At 40.0% G+C, this 18065-nt stretch carries 23 protein-coding genes; 10 read left to right on the top strand and 13 right to left on the bottom strand.

The genetic code is table 11. The annotated features are described in order from the left end of the window. Positions 1–118: 118 nt before the first annotated feature. From MOJ78_RS08420 to MOJ78_RS08390, 7 genes are all read right to left on the bottom strand, one after another. On the bottom strand, positions 119–424 hold the full coding sequence (locus MOJ78_RS08420; RefSeq protein ID WP_304980741.1) for a metal-sulfur cluster assembly factor: 306 nt from the start codon (positions 422–424) through the stop codon (positions 119–121). Positions 425–585: 161 nt separating this feature from the next. Further along, positions 586–723: a YvrJ family protein gene (locus MOJ78_RS08415; protein ID WP_304980740.1), complete on the bottom strand. Its 138-nt coding sequence runs from the start codon at positions 721–723 to the stop codon at positions 586–588. A gap of 124 nt (positions 724–847) precedes the next feature. After that, complete coding sequence (locus MOJ78_RS08410) at positions 848–1066, bottom strand: DUF2922 domain-containing protein (RefSeq protein WP_304980739.1); 219 nt, start codon at positions 1064–1066, stop codon at positions 848–850. A gap of 38 nt (positions 1067–1104) precedes the next feature. Beyond that, positions 1105–1323 carry a DUF1659 domain-containing protein gene (locus MOJ78_RS08405; RefSeq protein ID WP_304980738.1) on the bottom strand — a complete coding sequence of 73 codons (219 nt, stop codon included), beginning with the start codon at positions 1321–1323 and terminating at the stop codon, positions 1105–1107. Between the two features lie 248 nt (positions 1324–1571). Continuing rightward, entirely contained in the window at positions 1572–2342 is a 771-nt protein-coding gene (locus tag MOJ78_RS08400) for a prolyl oligopeptidase family serine peptidase (RefSeq protein ID WP_304980737.1), read from the bottom strand. 107 nt (positions 2343–2449) lie between these two features. Beyond that, entirely contained in the window at positions 2450–2731 is a 282-nt protein-coding gene (locus tag MOJ78_RS08395) for a hypothetical protein (protein WP_304980736.1), read from the bottom strand. 108 nt (positions 2732–2839) lie between these two features. Beyond that, positions 2840–4327, bottom strand: coding sequence for a Na+/H+ antiporter NhaC family protein (locus MOJ78_RS08390; protein ID WP_304980735.1), 1488 nt, complete (start codon positions 4325–4327; stop codon positions 2840–2842). Positions 4328–4531: 204 nt separating this feature from the next. Between MOJ78_RS08390 and MOJ78_RS08385 the strand changes: the two genes are divergently transcribed. Together MOJ78_RS08385 and MOJ78_RS08380 are read left to right on the top strand one after the other, a co-directional pair. Further along, positions 4532–5353: a Cof-type HAD-IIB family hydrolase gene (locus MOJ78_RS08385; protein ID WP_304980734.1), complete on the top strand. Its 822-nt coding sequence runs from the start codon at positions 4532–4534 to the stop codon at positions 5351–5353. A gap of 43 nt (positions 5354–5396) precedes the next feature. Next, complete coding sequence (locus tag MOJ78_RS08380; protein WP_304980733.1) at positions 5397–5549, top strand: hypothetical protein; 153 nt, start codon at positions 5397–5399, stop codon at positions 5547–5549. A gap of 41 nt (positions 5550–5590) precedes the next feature. On the opposite strand, the gene MOJ78_RS08375 is transcribed toward MOJ78_RS08380, so the two are convergent. Then, positions 5591–6169 carry an SGNH/GDSL hydrolase family protein gene (locus tag MOJ78_RS08375; RefSeq protein WP_304980732.1) on the bottom strand — a complete coding sequence of 193 codons (579 nt, stop codon included), beginning with the start codon at positions 6167–6169 and terminating at the stop codon, positions 5591–5593. A 352-nt stretch (positions 6170–6521) separates the two neighbouring features. Between MOJ78_RS08375 and MOJ78_RS08370 the strand changes: the two genes are divergently transcribed. Next, positions 6522–6974: a GNAT family N-acetyltransferase gene (locus tag MOJ78_RS08370; protein ID WP_304980731.1), complete on the top strand. Its 453-nt coding sequence runs from the start codon at positions 6522–6524 to the stop codon at positions 6972–6974. A 190-nt stretch (positions 6975–7164) separates the two neighbouring features. Further along, entirely contained in the window at positions 7165–7425 is a 261-nt protein-coding gene (locus tag MOJ78_RS08365; RefSeq protein ID WP_304980730.1) for a NifU N-terminal domain-containing protein, read from the top strand. Between the two features lie 102 nt (positions 7426–7527). Here the strand turns inward: MOJ78_RS08365 and MOJ78_RS08360 are convergent, their stop codons facing one another. Next, positions 7528–8376 carry a YitT family protein gene (locus MOJ78_RS08360; protein WP_304980729.1) on the bottom strand — a complete coding sequence of 283 codons (849 nt, stop codon included), beginning with the start codon at positions 8374–8376 and terminating at the stop codon, positions 7528–7530. 269 nt (positions 8377–8645) lie between these two features. Here MOJ78_RS08360 and MOJ78_RS08355 point away from each other — a divergent pair, with 269 nt between their 5' ends. After that, a complete protein-coding gene (locus tag MOJ78_RS08355) occupies positions 8646–9512 on the top strand; it encodes a DegV family protein (protein ID WP_304980728.1) in 867 nt (288 codons plus the stop codon). 54 nt (positions 9513–9566) lie between these two features. Then, positions 9567–9698, top strand: coding sequence for a DUF3941 domain-containing protein (locus MOJ78_RS08350; RefSeq protein ID WP_304980727.1), 132 nt, complete (start codon positions 9567–9569; stop codon positions 9696–9698). Between the two features lie 64 nt (positions 9699–9762). Here the strand turns inward: MOJ78_RS08350 and MOJ78_RS08345 are convergent, their stop codons facing one another. The 4 genes from MOJ78_RS08345 to MOJ78_RS08330 all read right to left on the bottom strand — a co-directional run bounded on the left by MOJ78_RS08345 (position 9763) and on the right by MOJ78_RS08330 (position 14652). Next, positions 9763–10257: a sigma-70 family RNA polymerase sigma factor gene (locus MOJ78_RS08345; protein ID WP_304980726.1), complete on the bottom strand. Its 495-nt coding sequence runs from the start codon at positions 10255–10257 to the stop codon at positions 9763–9765. Positions 10258–10544: 287 nt separating this feature from the next. Further along, positions 10545–11804 (bottom strand): carboxylate--amine ligase, encoded by a 1260-nt coding sequence (locus MOJ78_RS08340; protein WP_304980725.1) that lies wholly within the window; start codon positions 11802–11804, stop codon positions 10545–10547. A gap of 1 nt (position 11805) precedes the next feature. Then, the gene (locus MOJ78_RS08335; protein ID WP_304980724.1) at positions 11806–12960 is read right to left on the bottom strand and encodes a histidine kinase N-terminal domain-containing protein; all 1155 of its coding nucleotides are present in this window, start codon (positions 12958–12960) and stop codon (positions 11806–11808) included. Between the two features lie 87 nt (positions 12961–13047). Next, a complete protein-coding gene (locus MOJ78_RS08330) occupies positions 13048–14652 on the bottom strand; it encodes an amidohydrolase (protein WP_304980723.1) in 1605 nt (534 codons plus the stop codon). A gap of 146 nt (positions 14653–14798) precedes the next feature. On the opposite strand from MOJ78_RS08330, the gene MOJ78_RS08325 reads away from it, so the two are divergent. The 4 genes from MOJ78_RS08325 to ligD all read left to right on the top strand — a co-directional run bounded on the left by MOJ78_RS08325 (position 14799) and on the right by ligD (position 18000). Beyond that, positions 14799–15686: an SDR family oxidoreductase gene (locus MOJ78_RS08325; protein ID WP_304980722.1), complete on the top strand. Its 888-nt coding sequence runs from the start codon at positions 14799–14801 to the stop codon at positions 15684–15686. A 91-nt stretch (positions 15687–15777) separates the two neighbouring features. After that, on the top strand, positions 15778–16593 hold the full coding sequence (locus MOJ78_RS08320; RefSeq protein ID WP_304980721.1) for a non-homologous end joining protein Ku: 816 nt from the start codon (positions 15778–15780) through the stop codon (positions 16591–16593). Positions 16594–16650: 57 nt separating this feature from the next. Continuing rightward, positions 16651–16938, top strand: a complete 288-nt coding sequence (locus tag MOJ78_RS08315) for a hypothetical protein (protein ID WP_304980720.1) — start codon at positions 16651–16653, stop codon at positions 16936–16938. Positions 16939–17085: 147 nt separating this feature from the next. After that, positions 17086–18000, top strand: a complete 915-nt coding sequence (ligD, locus tag MOJ78_RS08310; RefSeq protein WP_304980719.1) for a non-homologous end-joining DNA ligase — start codon at positions 17086–17088, stop codon at positions 17998–18000. The last annotated feature ends 65 nt before the right edge of the window (positions 18001–18065 follow it).

The raw sequence follows: 18065 nt of genomic DNA, 5'->3' as shown, positions 1-18065 counted from the left end.
CCCCTCATGGAAAAATCTACTCGTATTTTATCAAACCGAGTCTAGTTGAAAAGTTATGCTTTCCCTCGTTCAAAAAAAGGCGGACTCAATAAGAGTCTGCCTTCAATGAATGTCAACCTTATTGAATGCCGAGAGCGATTTTTGCATATCTGGACATTTTATCCTTCGTCCAAGGTGGATTCCAAACGATATTAACGTCCACATCTTTAACCTCATCAAAATCGATTAACGCATTACGAACATCGTTTGCAATCGTTCCTGCTAAAGGGCATCCCATTGCTGTCAATGTCATCGTTACTTTTAAAACGCCATCTTCTAACTCGGTATCGTAAATCAGACCCAAATTGACAATATCGATACCAAGCTCAGGATCTTCTACTTCTTCAAGTGCTTCCATATACTTATCCTTCAGTTCTTGATCCATTACAATCCCCTTTCGTTTACATTTTCTCAGTACATGTTCAAAAAGGAGGACAAACCCGACTTTTTGAACTACCTTTTAATTTGCATTCAAAAATAGAATACCTTTTTGAACAGCCTATCTATAGTATAACCTAACGAAAGAAGGACATAAACTAATCCGCATCAGCTTTTCAATTGATTAGGAAGACTTTGAATGGATTGGTTCAACGCCTCGAGCTTGGCCTCAATCCTGTGAAGCAGATACAATGTAACGACAACCGGAAAGCCGATCTCGCTCATCACACTCACCCATTGCTCCATTCCTCTCACTCCTCTAAAAATTATTAGTGATTAAAAATACAAAGGATCAGACTACCACCGCAATAACACTTTTTAAAAAATGTTATTCCAAATGGGGAGCCTGACCCGGGGCCACGTTATTTCATTATGCTAAAGGGATGTCTGTGACGTTTCGCTCAACGATTCGTGCTCCTTTTTTGGTAACAAGATCCCCGCCTGAAGACGTCAATGCGTTATCTAGGATGATTTGATCCATTGCTGCATTGATTGCTACTGGATCCGTCGGTTCTATAGGCTCATCTAAAGAAATCCGAACTGTTTTTCCCTCTAAGTTTTCAAAAAGCAATTCAATTTGTTTCGCCATACTTTTCCCCTCCTTCCCGAATTATTTTTTTTAACCTGTTACGCTGTTAGATCAAAGGAGTTGGTGCGTTCAATTTGGAAAACTGGATATTGCTGAAGTGGAGCCAGTGCTTGTACCATGTTGTAAAGGTGGTCGTGTGTCGCACTGCTCTTGACGTTGTTAAAGCTTTTTCGCTTATATACAGGTTTGCCCTCAAGGTCTACACCTGCATCAAACGTCACAGACAATCGGGTATCGTTCATCACCGCTGTCGCCATTACCTCACCCCCTTTCACCTTATAAATACAAATTCAAAAGCAAAAGTAGGGAGATAGAAATCTAGGAAATTGTGTGAAAATTGAAGGGTTCGTTTGAAACATGCCATTTTGGGAGGAGTTGGAATTGGGTTAGGACTTGTATTTCTGGAGTTGCCCGTTAAACTAACTTCTAGACGAATGGAACTCCAATTAACAGGGACTAAGAATGACTAAGTCCCCTTCTTATAAAATTATTCATTATAAGGGCTTCATAAATAGGATTTGAACCACCGAACCGTTGCATGACAGGCATCACGGGTTACCTTATGCCCAGCATTTGGATCGGTGATCATTTTGACCTTAGACGTATTTATTGATTCGATTTCTTTAACTCTTTCATAAAATTTTCTCGTCAATGAGTACGGAACTATTGGATCTTTTTGCCCATGCCAAATCAATAAGGGACGTTCAGCTAAAAGACCTGGGTGTATTGAGAGGTCAAAAGGTCTCAAAGCAGCCAGCTTTTCACTAATCTGCGCTTCTGTATACGGAATCCGTTTCCCCTCTTTTTGTAAGGTATCAATCATTCCTGTTGCAAACTGCTCATAGCAAGGTGTTCCCATTAATGATACAGCTGTTTTAATCCATTCATATTGTGTCAGTGCACCAAACATTGTAATACTTCCCATTGAAGTACCAGCTACACCGATCCTGCTCTCATCCGTCTGACCTGAACCGATATAATGACCCGCAACTAATTTCAGTTCCGCTATGCCTTTGAGTACAATATCCCAAAATCGAAATTGTAGTTCGTCGGTTGTTTCCAGGATCATTCGCTCTCCATGGTACGGAAAATCAGGGAGTATTGTCCGATATCCCAGTTCAGCTAAAAGATACGCATAGGATAAATTTTGTTCTTTTGAACTCGTTATTCCATGAAGGAAAATAACTGTCGGAAGTTCCTCTGCAAAGGCTTCTTTTTTTGCAACGTTCAATACTGGAATTTCATCCTCAATCCGTTCGTTATGAATAAGTACCATGTATGGCCACCCTCTTTAATATCAATACCCTTTATTTTACCAAAGTGAAAAACGCAGAAAAAGAAAAAGGACTGACTTTCTCAAGTCAGCCCAATATAAAGGAATTATTATTGTTTTTCTTTGTTATAGTATTCAACACTGTATTGGGCGCCTTCCGAGACCATTTTGTTATCCTCAATATCTTGAGGATTCGGTTGCCCGCCTTTCTCTACTGGTAATTCCTCTTTCCTTTTCATCATTGCTGTCGTGTCTTTGATTTTCTTTGAGAGATCAGAAACTGAATCCTTAAGCTTTATTCGGTTTGATTCGTCGCGTAAATAGTATGTGGCCACACCTGTAACACTGGCTGCAATACTAGACATTACTACCTTTTTGGATTTAAGTTTCATTGTTCCACCAACCTCCTCAAGGAATATATAACGTTGTTTACCCTTTATCGATTTTATTAAACATATAACGGGTTCCAATGTTAGAGTCAGGGAACACATTTCCTTCAATTACTTTTCTGGTTGATAATCCTTCGGGTGTACTTCCTCACCGTTTTTCCCAGTGTAACGAAGTCCCCAGCCTGTCAGGGCTGCGATGAGCATGACAATCAATAATCCCCAACCTTGGAAAACGTACGGGAATACATCGGTTGGATCTACTACAGTCATGAACTCATAATCCTTTGCAGCACCTTTGATCGTTGCCCAAGCCAATAATACTCCACCGCTCCATGGCAAAATATACCCAAGCGAAGAAGAAACAGTATCTAAAAAGTTCGCACGTCTATAAGGATGAATGTTAAATTCTTTACCAAGCTTTCGCACAAACGGAGCTGCTGCAATTTCAGCTGCAGTGTTGATTGTAATAAAAACATTTAACGATGCTACGATGGCATAAATAGAAACCTCTGCTCTTTTTACAACCTTATTGATGAGCTTTAAGAAGAAGTTTCGGATTGCATCCATCGTACCAGCTACTTCTAACAAGTGTGCAGCGGCAAGAATGAACAATATTAATATAGCCATATTGAAATATCCGCCAATTCCACTCATCAAGGCTCCTTCAACGACCGGTGAGCCATTTTCTTTATGAATGGAGATCACCTTGCTAAGCGGAGTTCCCGTAAGGAAAATGACCGCTACAGATGAGACGATCCCCCAAGTCAACGAGGTAAGCAAATGGTGGCCGGTCAATGCTAAGTATAGGACGATAGCAAACGGTATCAACAGCAATAGTCCTTCTGGTGAAACTTGCTCTTTAAATTGATTAATAAGTTCAGGGTTCCGAGCTTGGTCACCCCCGCCAACCAAGACAAACAAAATAAGAGATGGGATCGCAGCAGTGATCGAATATTTGAACCTTGAACGAACTACCCCAGGTACATCCGCTTCCTGAGTCGTTGCTGACACGATGGTCGTATCCGATACGGGAGCCAGATTATCACCAAAAACGGCCCCACTTAGAATGGCAGCGAGTAATATAACTGGATCCGCACCAAGAACTAAACCTGCTGGATACATTAGAATTCCGAACGTCGCAACCGTACCGTAGCCGGTCCCGACCGCAGTAGCAAATAAGGCGGACAGTATGAATGTCAATCCTACATAATAACCACCTTCTAGACCCGTCTGAAAACCAAACCAAATTAACCCATCGACTAATCCGCCAGCAGATAGGAGTTTCGCAAACATTCCAGCCCAGAACCAAGCGATTACTGCGATAACCCCGATTGGTTGTGCCATCCCTGAAAACAGTGATTGGGCATAATCTGCCCATTTTGATTTACAAAAAAATAGTCCGATTAAAATTCCGAGTACCATTCCGAGTACGAGAGCTTCTTCTGTCACAAGTTCCATGACACTTAAAGTGATTGCCCATACAATGAAAAACACGAGAGGTATCGTCGCAGCGAAGACTCCTCCACGGAATTGAAGACGGTCGATTTTCTTTTTACCGATCGCTTCATTCACTTCATTACTATGATGTTCGTTTCCCATAAACATTCCTCCATTTCATAAATCAATGTGATAATAATAATAACACAGTTCAATATTTTTCGACAAAAATATTTGTAGCTGCCTCATGGACATTTTTACCTATAATCGATACAATTGAATGTACGTTTATATAGATTGTTCAAAAAAGGCACTCATAATAAATAGACGATTTTTAAACACATAATTTTAGAAAGGGGCAGAAAGATGACACAACCCTATTTAATCGCACTAGACCTGGATGGAACCTTACTAAAGGACGATAAAACGATCTCAGAACATACAAAAAACTTATTAAAGAAAGCTATTGAGCATGGCCATCATGTAGTGATCTCAACTGGTCGACCGTTCCGTGGAAGTGAAGAATATTATCATGAGCTTGAACTGACTACTCCTATCATTAATTTTAACGGAGCTTTTATACATCACCCCGGGATGCCGGAATGGGGAACATATCACTCTCCTATGGACATTTCGGTTGCTAAATCGATTGTGAACACTTGCCTGGAATTTAATGTGAAAAATGTCGTGGCCGAAGTGCTCGATGATGTGTACCTACATTATGAGGATGAATTCATTACAAGCTCCTTTTTAATTGATAAATCCAACATAAGTATCGGTAATATAGCTGACAAGCTTGTGCATGACCCAACTTCTATTCTGATTCGACCTCATGACCATCATGTAAAGGAATTAAGAGAGCTACTGAAAAAAGAGCATGCAGAGGTCATCGATCATCGAATTTGGGCAGCACCGTGGAATATTATAGAAGTGGTTAAAGCTGGCTTAAACAAGGCGGTGGGCTTGAAACGAGTTGCAGAACATTTTCAAATTCCACAAGAACGAATCATTGCGTTTGGTGATGAAGATAACGACCTCGAGATGATTGAATATGCAGGTCATGGGATTGCGATGGGAAATGCGATTCCAGAGCTGAAAAATATCGCTAATGCTGTTACTGACACGAATGAAGAAGATGGGATTGCCCGGTATCTAGAAGAGGTCCTTTCCTTAAAAGCAAGAGTATAATGAGTACATTTGCGGGATAATACATGCAAAGGGGGCTTTTATAATGAGCAAGAAAAATCAATCAAAACGAGCTATTGAACAAGGTGCCGAACGTGTACAGAAAAATAATCAAGAAGAATACTCAACAACGATGTCGGCCAAGGATCACGAAAAACAAATGAAACATTCTGAAATACGGACGATCGGGGGAGAGTAACGAAAGGGTTGGCGATTTCGCCAACCCTTTACGTTTGGAGTTTATAGTACATGCTGTGCTTTCGAATAAATGGCCTTTATTTGATCTAGGAGCAATTCCGATAAAAACAAGTAACCACGTTCATTAAGATGGAGTCCATCCTTTTGCAGCATTTTAAAATAGAGTTCCTTTTTATGGAAGTAAGACCAAAGATCAATCACATAGCATCCCCGTTTAGTACCAATTTTACGAATGACTTCCACATATTCTAATAAAACGTCATTGTTTCTGTTCTCCTGTTTTTGTTCAACTACTGGAGGTGGAGTGATTAAAATCGTTTTTTGCGGCGAAATCCGGTCGATCATTATTTCAATATTTCGCTCATACTCCGTTAATTTTATTCGACGATGCTCACTCGCATCATTAGAACCAAAAAGAATGGTGACGAGTTTCGGTGAATGGCGTAACACATCATCCTGTAGTCTTGCAAGGGCTCCTCTCGTCGTTTCTCCTGAAACACCCGAATTCACAATTGTCCAGTTCTTCAAGACTTTACGTAAACGAGGAGTTAAACGAGCATATCCATCATTACTTTCTTCCATCGCTGTTAAGCTATCTCCAAAGCAGACTAAAGTAGGCATTTATAATTACCTCCTGGGAAAAATCATTACTATCATCTTCAATTCGTTCTTTATGTATAATATTTCTACTTATTTCCGGTTTACTATGAACCCTCAATATAAGATAATATTCGTTAAAACTTGATGCTTTTCGTACATACGATTGCTATTCCTATGAAATTGTAATGAAATCGAATCCTTAGAACTATTGACCCGGATAATTTCATGTCTCTATATAATATAGACGATTGGAATCACCTAAAAGTTCCTAATATTTAATAAAAAGACTAAAAAATGTTTTATTCAAAAACGAAAGAAGGAATTGAGGCTTCAACATTGAATTATGAAATGTGGGTCATAGGAGGTTTACAACATGAAAATTTACGAGGTCCAACGCGAAGCAGAACCTAAAATTCGAACTAGTATTGCAGAACTACTTTTACAACAACGCACGAACACTGATATTCAGAAGAATTTTGATTTTATTTTAAATGGAATCAACCTTGCTCTTGAGAGTGATCACCAAGCTTATCTTGTAGTTGCAGAAAAAGACGAGGAAATTGTAGGTGTCGCATTTTTCAATATTGGAATCAGTCTACCAAAGGGCGGACCCTACATGTGGCTTAATGAGCTTTTTGTTCAGGAAGATTTGAGAAACCAGGGGATTGCTCGAAAGCTATTATTGCATGTTATCTATTGGGCGGAGCGGAACAGTATTAAATCGATTGAACTGGAAACTGGAATCAATAACTCCATAACAAAACACCTGTACAATTCACTCGGTTTTTACGAAATCATTTCGAACCGCTATGGATTTTCATTTTAAGACTCACATGATTTTTATATTTGACAAGTGACCATAATCTAAGTTCGTATTTATCTTGTCCGTTTTGAAAGTCAATATGTTATGCTTTCCTAACGTACCAGAAAATCCTTGTTTTTGGTACAATAAACATGTGTATTCCAAATCGCGATTTTCAAAGTAAAGAGTGAAAGTTGAAAGGAGAATGATTGAAATGGCAGTAGAATTTTCTATTGATCCAACACCTAATCCAAATGCACTGAAATTTTCAGCAAGTCAAGCAATCTTTGAGGGACGACTTTCTTATCGTACTGGTGATAATCCTGATGATGTCGTTGCGAGTGCTTTGTTAAACATCGATGGGGTCGAATCAATTTTTGGTTTCCAAGATTTCATTACAATCAATAAAACCCCCGACAGTGATTGGGATACAATTGTCCCACATGTTCAGGAAGTATTTGAAAACAATTATTAATTAGAAAAGCGCCACCTTGATTGGGTTCCGTAGCTAGACATCACACCATAAAACAAAGGTTAGAAGAAGCTCAGCCCGGCATAAAGCTTGGCTGAGCTTTCTTTATTTCCCTTCTGTCCGAAAAAAACCAAAGATACCGGTAGTATTCACTATGTTTGTAAACGCATGCGGGTCTACTTCCTTAATAATGTGCTCAAGGTCATAAAGCTCATAACGTGTAACTACGATGATCAACAATTCTTTCTCTTCGTTTGTAAAGCCGCCCTTTGCAGGAATCTTGGTAATTCCCCGGACCATCTTTTGATGGATTGACTTTTGTAATTGCGCGCCTTTTTTCGTTATGATCATAGCTGTTAACTTTTCATGTCGTGTATGAATGACATCGATCACTCGTGAGGTAACATATAAAGTTACAAGAGTATAAAGTGCTTTTTCCCAACCATAAAGGAGACCTGCCGTCAAAATAATAATCGAATTCAATGTAAAAAAATAAAGTCCGATAGGCTTGTCCTTCATTCTCGACAGAACCATTGCAACAATGTCCATCCCTCCGGTCGAAGCACCCCACTTTAACGTAAAGCCGATCCCTACGGCAGCGAGCACACCGCCAAACACTGCATTTAGCAAAATATCCTCGGAAATAGTACGAATCGGTATAAGTTCAAGGAAAAAGGTTGTTGCAGCTACACTAAAAAAGCTATAAACAGTAAATGATTTTCCAACCTTCAACCACCCTAAGATCGCGACGGGAATGTTTAAAATAAACAATAGGATACCGGTTGATGCTGGTATCGCGGTCGTTTGTAAAATACTTGCCAATAATTGTGCAATACCGGTAAAGCCGCTAGCATATACATTTGCAGGTATAAGAAAATAGTTTAGTGATATCGCCCCGAAGACTGCCCCGAGTATGACAATTACAATCTTTTTCGCTTCTGAATACAATGTCAATCGCTATCCCTTCTTTCATTCCACGTTTAAAAAGTAGCGTTACTTTCTATATAGGTAGAGCTGAACTACCACCTACCAGTGGTATTCGGTGCATCCTATAAGTTTGAAGTTGGTAAGTAATCTACGGTCAGGCCGTACTCTTTTTAACAAAAAAACAGTGGATTTGTCAATATAAAAACTACGGCAATTAAACATTTCGTTGCTTTTTTGGGAAGACACCGCTAAACTTATAGAAAGTTGTAAACTAGCAATTATTGTGAGGTGTAACTATGTCCATTCAACTGATCGTTGATACTGGTTGTGATCTTCCACAGCACGTGGTTGACCAATACAGCATGGAGGTCCTTCCACTTGTTGTGCATGTCGGACAGGAAGAGTATTTTGACAAAGAAACCATTCAGCCTACAAAACTTTATGCAATGATGCGTGAAGGAGCAGCACCGAAAACATCTCAAGTTCCTCCTGATCGTATGAAAGCATTATTTCAATCTCTAGCTGAGGAACAGAAGCCTGCGATATATTTAACCTTCTCTTCAGAGCTTTCAGGTACATACCAAACTGCATGCCTCATCCGAGACCAACTATTGGAGGAAGGAACACAGCTTGATTTAACCATCATCGACTCCAGAAGTGCATCCCTTGGACAAGGTTTGATTGCCTACTATCTTGCACAAGCGATTGAACAAAATCATACAAAAGATCAACTCATTACATACACTCATACCCTAGTTGACCAGATCAAACACATTGTCACGGTCGATAATTTGGAATATCTGGTCAGGGGTGGCCGAGTTTCAAAAACAGCCGGTTTTGTTGGCGGGTTGTTAAAGGTCAAGCCTATTCTTCATATGGAAGACGGTAAACTATTCCCGCTCGAGAAGGTTCGTGGGAGCAAGAGGGTTCTTTCCCGACTAATCGAATTGATCGATGATCGAGGAAAAGAACTTGACCAGCAGACCATCGCAATTACGCATGCTGACAATCTTTCCCGTGCAAATGAATTAAAAGAACTGATCGAATCTAAATATGATGTCAAAAATATTATGATTAATTCGATTGGTTGTGCAGTCGGAGCACACGCAGGTCCTGGTACTCTCGCTGTATTCTTCTTAGATGGCAAGCCAGGTGTCGAATAATTCCCTATTCAATCGTATAGCCTAAGGGCAATACAGCCTTTAGGAGGGATTACCTTGTCTAAAACAAAGGATAATGATAAGAAAAAGCGGGATAATCAAGCAGTTCAGGAATTAAAAAACAATATGGAAGATAACAATGTTAAAAACGGTACCAGACAATATTCGAAAAAAACGGATCACCTATAAAAACGATTGACGATCGATGATGGAGGATGACCTTAAGAAGTCATCCTCCTTTGATTTTTTCATTCTATACTTTAGGATGGTTCATTTTCCCAGCTATTATCCTCAGCTTTGCCAAAGCAGTTTTTCTCCAGGAGCGAACGGTTTGATAGGATACTCCTTCCTTTTCTGCGAGTACTGTTTGAGGTTCCCCTTGTAAAATCACACATTCAACAAATAACCGTTCTCTTTTGGATAAACCATTGACATACTCCTGTAGTAACAATTCTTCCAGGTATTGTACCTCATAATGGTGGGTAGTTTGAAGTATAGCCTCACTACAAACAACATGCTGATGTTGAGCCGACTTTTTAGCAGCCTGCAATAACCTGCCCGAAATATATTGCTTCGCATATGGGGGAAAGTGGCCTTTTACAGGATCATATTTAGTGTAAGCTTCCCAAAGGGCGATACGTCCTATTTGCTGCATTTCGTCAAAGTCAGAGCTTAGACCATAGTCTTTGATTAACTTTTTGATCAGATTTTCAAATCGAGTCAAAACCATCTCGTACGTTTCATTCAACCATAACCTCTGTTCTGAAAAGTATACTTTCAACATATTTCCGCGGTTAAGTCGATCGTAACTGAAACTCTCCTCGAAAGTCCCCGCACAACATACCCCATTCGGCTTAGTGCGAAACCCAAAAAGCTTATCTTTTCTAAACAATTTCACGGTTTTGGATTGTATTAGGTTTTCCTTTTCTAAAAATGGATCCATTTAAACTTTTGATGTAAAACAAAACTAAAAAAGCCAGCGGGAATGCTGACTTAAAAGGAGTGTTTGATTCAATTCATAACGCCTTTTTTGATTTAACAAGGACAGTAATACGACTGTTTTGCAAATTTATTTTTTAATAGTTGATAAGAGGGTCCTAGATCATCCATTGATGCCACGGCAGTAATGATAAGATCACTTTCATCGGTATTATTCAATAGGATTTCAAGCCATTCGTCCTTCGTCAAAATATCTCCATCAAACAGTCCTTGCTTATTTTCCTTTAACGTTTGATAGTCGTTCAAATATACCCATTTTGTATCGAACTTGTTTTGCACGGAGGTTAGGCCTTCTCCTGTTGCATATGAATATAATAGGTATGGCAGGTTGACACCGCAATGGATCGGTAACCCAATCCATTTCCATGGTCTTGTATTAATGTCGAGGAGCTTATACTCACTTTCATTTTCGTCATAAAGAAACTCGCATTCGGCGATACCTTCATATGAAAATGCTTGCAAAATCGAAACTGCACGTTTTGATAGATCTTTGGCTTCGATTGATTCGACAAGACATGTCGTTCCGGATTGTGGCGGGTAAATTTCCAAGCGTCGACCAGCAAATGTTCCTCTTACATTTTGTTCACCGTCCATATAGACAGCAATGGTTACATAACCATTTGCATTGACGTTTACCTGCTCTTGGGCGATTAACTCGAGCTCACCTGCCTCTTTTATTTTTTGTTCGTATTGTTCTTTATTTTCGACGATAAAAAGACCTTCCTTAAATCGATCGTAAAACGCTCGTTTATTGATTGGTTTTAAAACCATCGGATACGAAATACGGTCCGGGATGGTCGATTGGTTCTTTGTAGTTATTTTTTCAAAAGCAGGAATCGGAACTTCTAAGGATCGCGCTCGTTCATACAGCTGGGACTTGTCGAGAATTTGTTGAATGGTAGCATAGCTGGAAAATGGCCAGATGTAATACTCCGATAATTCATCCGCATACTTCGCCATGGCTAACGCCCATTCATCCATAGACGGAATCAAAACGCATTTATGTTTAAACGCTGGTCCGATATCGAGCAAGTACTGGATAAAAGCTTTTTCTGAAACAACCGGGTTTGGGCAAACACCCCGTTTGCTGACATACTTTGATGCAAACGAAATCCCTTTTGCTTCACGGTCCAGTGCGATGACCGGAACACCATTTCTACCTAAACCTCTCGCAACTGCAAGTCCTGTTATATGACTATTGCAAATCAATACAGGTACTTTACTTTGAATAAGAGGATCCATTTCGATCGCTTGCTTTAATTCATGTGCATTATAAAAAACAGTTTCATTTTGCATATTAGTAAATTCCTTTCGCTTCAGCCAGTGGGAATGTCATGAGAAAGGACGTTTCTTTTTCTGTAGAATCAACTTGTATCATTCCTCGGTGTTTTTCGACGATTTGTTTACAAACAGAAAGGCCAAGTCCTGTTCCTAATTGCTTGGTTGAAATAAATGGTTCAAAAATATCTTCAAGAAGGTGCTCAGGTATTTTCGATCCACTGTTCGTGATTTTTAAAAACAGTTCGCTCCCATTATTAGTAAGGCTCACGTGTATAACCCGGTCGCCATCTGTTTCAGATAGTTCTTCAACTGCATTGTTCAAAATATTTAACACGACCTGCTTCAGCTGTTCTTCAACCCCGAACATCGTAAGTTGTCCATTAATATCGCTATCGATGGTGATGTGTTCATCAACAAATCGAGGATACAGGAACGCCAGCATATTCCGTATCACTTCAGTAAGTGAAAAGGATTCTGACTCATCATCAATACCTTTCATTTTTGAGAGGTATAGAAATTGGGAAATCTTTTCTTGTAAGCTTTCCATTTCACGGTTGATAATTTTAAAATAGGAAGCTACCTCCCCATCTTTTGGGGTTTCCATTTCAATTAGTTGAATGAAGCCTTTTATCGATGTCAAAGGGTTTCTGAATTCATGGGCAAAGCTCGCAGCGATTTGTCCTAGTATTGAGAGGCGGTCACTGTGCATTTCTTGGATAAAACGACTTTTCTTTTGAATGATCGAGTCTTTCAGATTTGAGTACTCGGTGACTGCATGGTACATGTACAAATCAAAAAAGTCATTAATCATAAGCAAAAACTTAAGCTGTTTATCTTGTGGGACATCTGACTTATTTAAAACTCTATAAACGATTGATCGGCCCATATTGATATTTGTTATGAATTCTCCAATATCAACCTGTGCTTCAATTCGTTCTCGTGCAACTTTTTTCGTTAGGTTTTGAATCATCGGTGTTTCGGGGTCTTTTAAGTAGGTCGTAATTAAGCGGATGGTATGTCCACCATTATTTATGACCTCTTCATAAAAAGGATCATTTTCGGAAATCGCTACAACGTTCAACCATTCATCGAGAATTGTATTGTGTTGTGTATGAAATAGCTTGATCAATTGTTGTGTATCTTCTTCATTCATCTCATGCCTAACCTTCATTGAAAACTCCCCTTTAACTCTCACCTACGTCCATTATATCAAAAAACACGTGGAAATCAGGTAATTTCAAGGGATAATAAATTGGAATTAATTACATTCGAACACTCTTTCTCCAGACACCCATACTTCATCGACACGTATTTCATGAAGATCAATCATTCTCGTACTTTTCGGATGGTCTGTTACTAAAATAAAGTCCGCTTCAAACCCTTCTTCAAGCTTTCCTTTCAAAGATTCTTGATACTCCAACAGCTTCGGAGTATACGTAAATGCTTCCACTGATTGGTCCAGCGTCAGTTTTTCATGTGGCACCCACCCTCCCTCAGGTTGATGCTCAAAATCCGTCCTGTTTACTGCACCAAAAATCGATTCGAATGGATTTAAGTTTCCAATCGGTGCATCTGAGCTTAATGTATAAGGAATACCATTTTGTTCCAAACTTCCGAATGGATCACAATAAGGTGCCAGATCCTCACCGACCCAGATAGCCTTTTGATCATACTCTTCCATTAAAAAAGAAGGCTGTGTTTCAATAAATGGCTTTAAATCTCCTAACCGTTCAATCAAATCAGGTCCGAGCGTTTGAGCATGAATGATACGGTGGCGAAGCTTGGAAACATTGACTTCAGGTTGTTCCAATGCATTTATGGCTTGCTCTACAGCACTGTCTCCGATCGCATGCATAGCAACCTGCATGTCATTTTCTGAAGCAGCTTTCACGATTTCATTCAATTCATCCTGGGAGTATACAAGATTTCCAGTTGTATCTGGTTTATCGCTATATGGAAAACGCATGGCGGCTGTGTGAAGGCGTTGCGTCCCATCGAGAAAAATTTTGATAGCACCTGTCTTCACTTTTACTGTTCCTTCACCACTTCTTATATCAAAACTTTCGATAAATTCATCCAAGTCATCTTTGTTGAATATATAATGATGAAGAAATACCTCAATTGGAAGTTTATCATCTTTTTCCAGTTCTCTATAGCTTTCCCACAGGATTTGATAGGAACCGATAAAGTTCAGGTCATCAGTATGAACTGTGGTAATACCTAAGTTTAGAAAGTGTGGAATGGCAGCTGTTATCGCTTCCTTTGCTTCTTGTTTTGAACGTCCACGGAAATGCCTTTTTATAAAATGAACCGCTGTATCCTTGAAACGCCCCGTCCATTCCCCGGCATTATCTTTTTCGATGAAGCTTTCGGGAACTGCCTTTTTAAAGGAGTCTTCCATTTTAAGCATATCCATCACTTTATCATTTACAACACATTCATGACCATCCTGATGCAGAAAGAAGATTGGTTTTCCGAGATGAATTTCATCAAGGTCTTTTGCTGTTAAATAATGATCGATGTCTGTAAATTGATCGTCGTTAAAACCTCGGCCAACAATCCAATCGTTTTCCTCCATTTCTGGATAGTAATCCCGCATTTCCTCTTTCATCTCACGCCAGCTCGTAACATGTCGCAAATCTAATTCGACCTTCATCAAACCATAACGTAATAAGTGCAAGTGGGAGTCCGTAAAACTGGTCATAATAGTTCTTTCTTTTCCATCATGAACATCATTGCCTTGTTGAGGCGCTCTTCCTTTATGAATTTCCGCTATCTTTCCGTTCTCGAGCACAATATGATGCATCGTTTCGGGGTCATCATTTATAAATGGCCGAAATAAGCGTACATTATCAATGATCATACGACATTCCTCCTATCCATATCTACAATGACTTTTCCCTCTGCTATTACAAAGATAAACATCCCTTCCATCACAATAAGACGATTAAATATATTTTTAGACGGTAATAGTAATTAGAAACCTGATTCAAGAGAGGAGTTTTCATCATGTTGTTTAATAGGTATTATTCACCAAAGGAGAATAAGCCGTCGGGTCAACCCCCACAGCATCAGAACCACCAGCCAGGTACAGAAGACGAGATGGTTCCGAAACCGCAGCAGGAAGATCCCGCTTATAAAGGGAGTGGAAAATTAGCTGGTAAAAAGGCAATCATAACGGGAGGCGACAGTGGAATCGGTAGAGCGGTCTCGATTCTCTATGCCAAAGAAGGTGCTGATGTAGCTGTAATCTATCTTAATGAGCACGAGGATGCGAACGAAACGAAACGTCAGGTTGAACAAGAGGGGCAACGGTGTTTATTGATTTCCGGAGACGTAGGTAGTGAAATATTCTGCAAGACTTCGGTTCAACAAGTGGTCGATGAATTTGGAGCTGCTGATATTCTTATCAACAACGCGGCGGAACAGCACCCGAAAAACGGTATTGAGGAGATTACACAAGATCAGCTCGAACGAACATTCCGCACCAACATCTTTGCTTGTTTTTATATGGTCAAAGCGGTTCTCCCACACATGAAAAAAGGCAGCACAATAATCAATACAACCTCCGTCACTGCCTACAAAGGAAATGACCATCTGCTCGACTATTCTGCAACAAAAGGGGCAATGGTTGCCTTGACCCGTTCTTTATCAGAGTCACTTGTTTCAAAAGGAATTAGAGTAAACGGGGTTGCACCTGGACCGATTTGGACACCGCTCATTCCATCCACCTTCGATGCTCAGCATGTCGGAGAATTCGGGAAAAACACCCCGATGGGAAGACCTGGCCAACCCGATGAAGTCGCCCCAAGCTATGTCTTTTTAGCCTCAGACGATTCCTCCTATATTTCGGGGCAAATGGTTCACATTAACGGTGGTATTATCGTAGGAAGCTAACCTCTTCGAATTAATTTGTAAAAACTGGTTATTATGGAACAGGCTCTTTCCGCTCACATTAAGAGGTAAAAGGAAGAAAGGATGCCTCTTTATGCACACAATGTGGAAAGGCTCGATCAGCTTCGGACTCGTTACCATTCCTATTAAGCTGTTTGCGGCAACTGAAAACAAGGATATAAAGATGAGACAGCTCCATAAGGAATGCCACAATCCGATCAAATATGAAAAGGTTTGTCCTGCCTGTGAGAAAACGCTTGAACAAGATGACATAATCAAAGCCTATGAATACGAACCAGGAAAGTTTGTTGAACTTGAAAAAGATGATCTCGATGCACTAGCAAAGGAACAAACAAAATCAATCGAGATTATTGATTTTGTCAGCTTGACTGAGGTCGACCCGATTTATTTTAACCGTTCGTATTTTATCGGACCTGGTGAAAACGGAGGAAAACCGTATACGCTGCTAAAGCAAGCAATGGATGACTCCGGAAAAATCGGCATAGCAAAGGTGATGATTCGCTCCAAACAAAATTTAGCTGTCGTTCGTGTTTATGACAAAGGATTGTTATTAGAGACAATCCATTTTCCTGATGAAGTACGAAATGTCGACCTCGTACCGGATATCCCAGAAAACGTTGAGGTCAATAAAAAGGAAATGGATATGGCAATCCAACTGATTGACCAGCTAACAACTGAATTTGATCCTGAAAAGTATCATGATGATTATCGAGAAGATTTAATGGAAGCGATCGAAAGTAAAGTAAAAGGAGAACAAATAACGGTTTCAAAAGAGCGACCGAAAGCTGATGTTGTTGACCTTATGGACGCGTTGCAAGCGAGTATCAATGACTCCAAGCCTAAAAAGAAGAAGAAAACGACCCGAAAGAAAAAAGCGAGCAGCGAATGAAGCCGATTACATCGATTACCCTTGTCTCTGTACTTCCCGAAGGAGATGAGTGGTATTTTGAAGTTAAAAACGACCTGGTTTCAGGCATGGTTACACATCAATGAAAAAGAAATCCTTTTCCATAGCCGAATCCTGAAATCTTTAACTAAAGCATTCTCTGGAATACATCATGCGGCTAAGTTGATTCAGCAAACCTATAAAGATTCACCGCCAGTCATTTTTGATGGTGAGCTCTGTATTTTAGAAACAAAATGGAAGGCCAGCTTTTCGAACATTCAAAAACGTGCACTTTTATTGTGGCCGGTTATGATTCGGAAAAGGATTTGTTCATTTTGCTTTAAATGACGCTGGTTCCTTAATTGATTTAGGTCTCTTTTCACATGGTCTTGAAGGTTCGGAGCGTGAAGCACTGATCCAAATCGTCAAAGCGAACACAACACAGTAAGCAGGAAGCCTGTTTTCGCCTTGACGTACATTGGGAGGAATGCACACATGGGAAGCACTGCAAAATCAGATGGACAGCTGAACATTGACGACGAGACAATCAACGTAACCAGTCTCGATAAAATTTTATATCCACAAAAAGGGATTACAAAGCAATCCTATCTACACTATTTGATACAAATTCATTCGTTTATGCTTCCTTTTTTAAAAAATCGTTGGTTGACGGTTAAACGATATCCCCATGGTATGCATGATGACTTTTTCTATCAAAAAAATTGCCCGGATTATGCACCGGACTTTGTTGAAACGAATGAACATGAAGGCATCCGTTACATTGTCTGTAATGCTTTGCCCCCTTTAGTATGGCTTGGAAATCAACTCGCACTTGAATACCACATTCCTTTTAACACGATCCAATCATCGATGCCAGCTGAAATCGTTTTTGATCTTGATCCACCGTCCCGAGAGCAATTTTCACTAGCTGTTGAAGCAGCAATTCTAATTAAAGATATACTTGACCGATTGAAGCTCCATGCATTTGTAAAAACGTCTGGAAATAAGGGGATCCAGGTGTATGTTCCATTGCCAGATGACACCTATACCTATGACGAGACCCGAATGTTCACTCATTTTGTTGCCACCTACCTTGTTGAGCAAAACCCTGAAAAGTTTACGATCGAACGGCTGAAGCAAAATCGTGGATCACGCTGTTACATCGATTACATACAGCATGCAGAGGGAAAAACGATTATAGCCCCATATTCACTTCGTGGAAACGATGAGGCACTGGTTGCAACACCTTTGCAGTGGGACGAGGTGAAGCCTGGATTAAGACCGGAACAATTTTCGATGCATACCGTACTGGAACGGGTGGCTCAAATCGTATGTCCATTTGCTGGTTTTGAAGCAGCAAAAGAAGAGCAACCGTTCCGCCGTGTGCTGGAAGGGCTTGAAAAAAGGTAAACGTATTTGCATCACCTGGGCAATGCTTGCCTTACCTGTTCTCGGATTATCTTTAAGAATTACCA

It is taken from the genome of Alkalihalobacillus sp. AL-G, from assembly GCF_030643805.1.
Lineage (GTDB): Bacteria > Bacillota > Bacilli > Bacillales > Fictibacillaceae > Pseudalkalibacillus.
Note: the sequence above shows the minus strand (reverse complement) of the source record. Positions and strands in the feature narration are given on the sequence as shown.

Excerpts from the sequence above, each read along its gene's own strand:
- MOJ78_RS08420 (WP_304980741.1), bottom strand. The coding sequence starts at position 424 with ATGGATCAAGAACTGAAGGATAAGTATATGGAAGCACTTGAAGAAGTA.
- MOJ78_RS08415 (WP_304980740.1), bottom strand. The coding sequence starts at position 723 with ATGGAGCAATGGGTGAGTGTGATGAGCGAGATCGGCTTTCCGGTTGTC.
- MOJ78_RS08410 (WP_304980739.1), bottom strand. The coding sequence starts at position 1,066 with ATGGCGAAACAAATTGAATTGCTTTTTGAAAACTTAGAGGGAAAAACA.
- MOJ78_RS08405 (WP_304980738.1), bottom strand. The coding sequence starts at position 1,323 with ATGGCGACAGCGGTGATGAACGATACCCGATTGTCTGTGACGTTTGAT.
- MOJ78_RS08400 (WP_304980737.1), bottom strand. The coding sequence starts at position 2,342 with ATGGTACTTATTCATAACGAACGGATTGAGGATGAAATTCCAGTATTG.
- MOJ78_RS08395 (WP_304980736.1), bottom strand. The coding sequence starts at position 2,731 with ATGAAACTTAAATCCAAAAAGGTAGTAATGTCTAGTATTGCAGCCAGT.
- MOJ78_RS08390 (WP_304980735.1), bottom strand. The coding sequence starts at position 4,327 with ATGGGAAACGAACATCATAGTAATGAAGTGAATGAAGCGATCGGTAAA.
- MOJ78_RS08385 (WP_304980734.1), top strand. The coding sequence starts at position 4,532 with ATGACACAACCCTATTTAATCGCACTAGACCTGGATGGAACCTTACTA.
- MOJ78_RS08380 (WP_304980733.1), top strand. The coding sequence starts at position 5,397 with ATGAGCAAGAAAAATCAATCAAAACGAGCTATTGAACAAGGTGCCGAA.
- MOJ78_RS08375 (WP_304980732.1), bottom strand. The coding sequence starts at position 6,169 with ATGCCTACTTTAGTCTGCTTTGGAGATAGCTTAACAGCGATGGAAGAA.
- MOJ78_RS08370 (WP_304980731.1), top strand. The coding sequence starts at position 6,522 with ATGAAAATTTACGAGGTCCAACGCGAAGCAGAACCTAAAATTCGAACT.
- MOJ78_RS08365 (WP_304980730.1), top strand. The coding sequence starts at position 7,165 with ATGGCAGTAGAATTTTCTATTGATCCAACACCTAATCCAAATGCACTG.
- MOJ78_RS08355 (WP_304980728.1), top strand. The coding sequence starts at position 8,646 with ATGTCCATTCAACTGATCGTTGATACTGGTTGTGATCTTCCACAGCAC.
- MOJ78_RS08340 (WP_304980725.1), bottom strand. The coding sequence starts at position 11,804 with ATGCAAAATGAAACTGTTTTTTATAATGCACATGAATTAAAGCAAGCG.
- MOJ78_RS08335 (WP_304980724.1), bottom strand. The coding sequence starts at position 12,960 with ATGAAGGTTAGGCATGAGATGAATGAAGAAGATACACAACAATTGATC.
- MOJ78_RS08330 (WP_304980723.1), bottom strand. The coding sequence starts at position 14,652 with ATGATCATTGATAATGTACGCTTATTTCGGCCATTTATAAATGATGAC.
- MOJ78_RS08325 (WP_304980722.1), top strand. The coding sequence starts at position 14,799 with ATGTTGTTTAATAGGTATTATTCACCAAAGGAGAATAAGCCGTCGGGT.
- MOJ78_RS08320 (WP_304980721.1), top strand. The coding sequence starts at position 15,778 with ATGCACACAATGTGGAAAGGCTCGATCAGCTTCGGACTCGTTACCATT.
- ligD (WP_304980719.1), top strand. The coding sequence starts at position 17,086 with ATGGGAAGCACTGCAAAATCAGATGGACAGCTGAACATTGACGACGAG.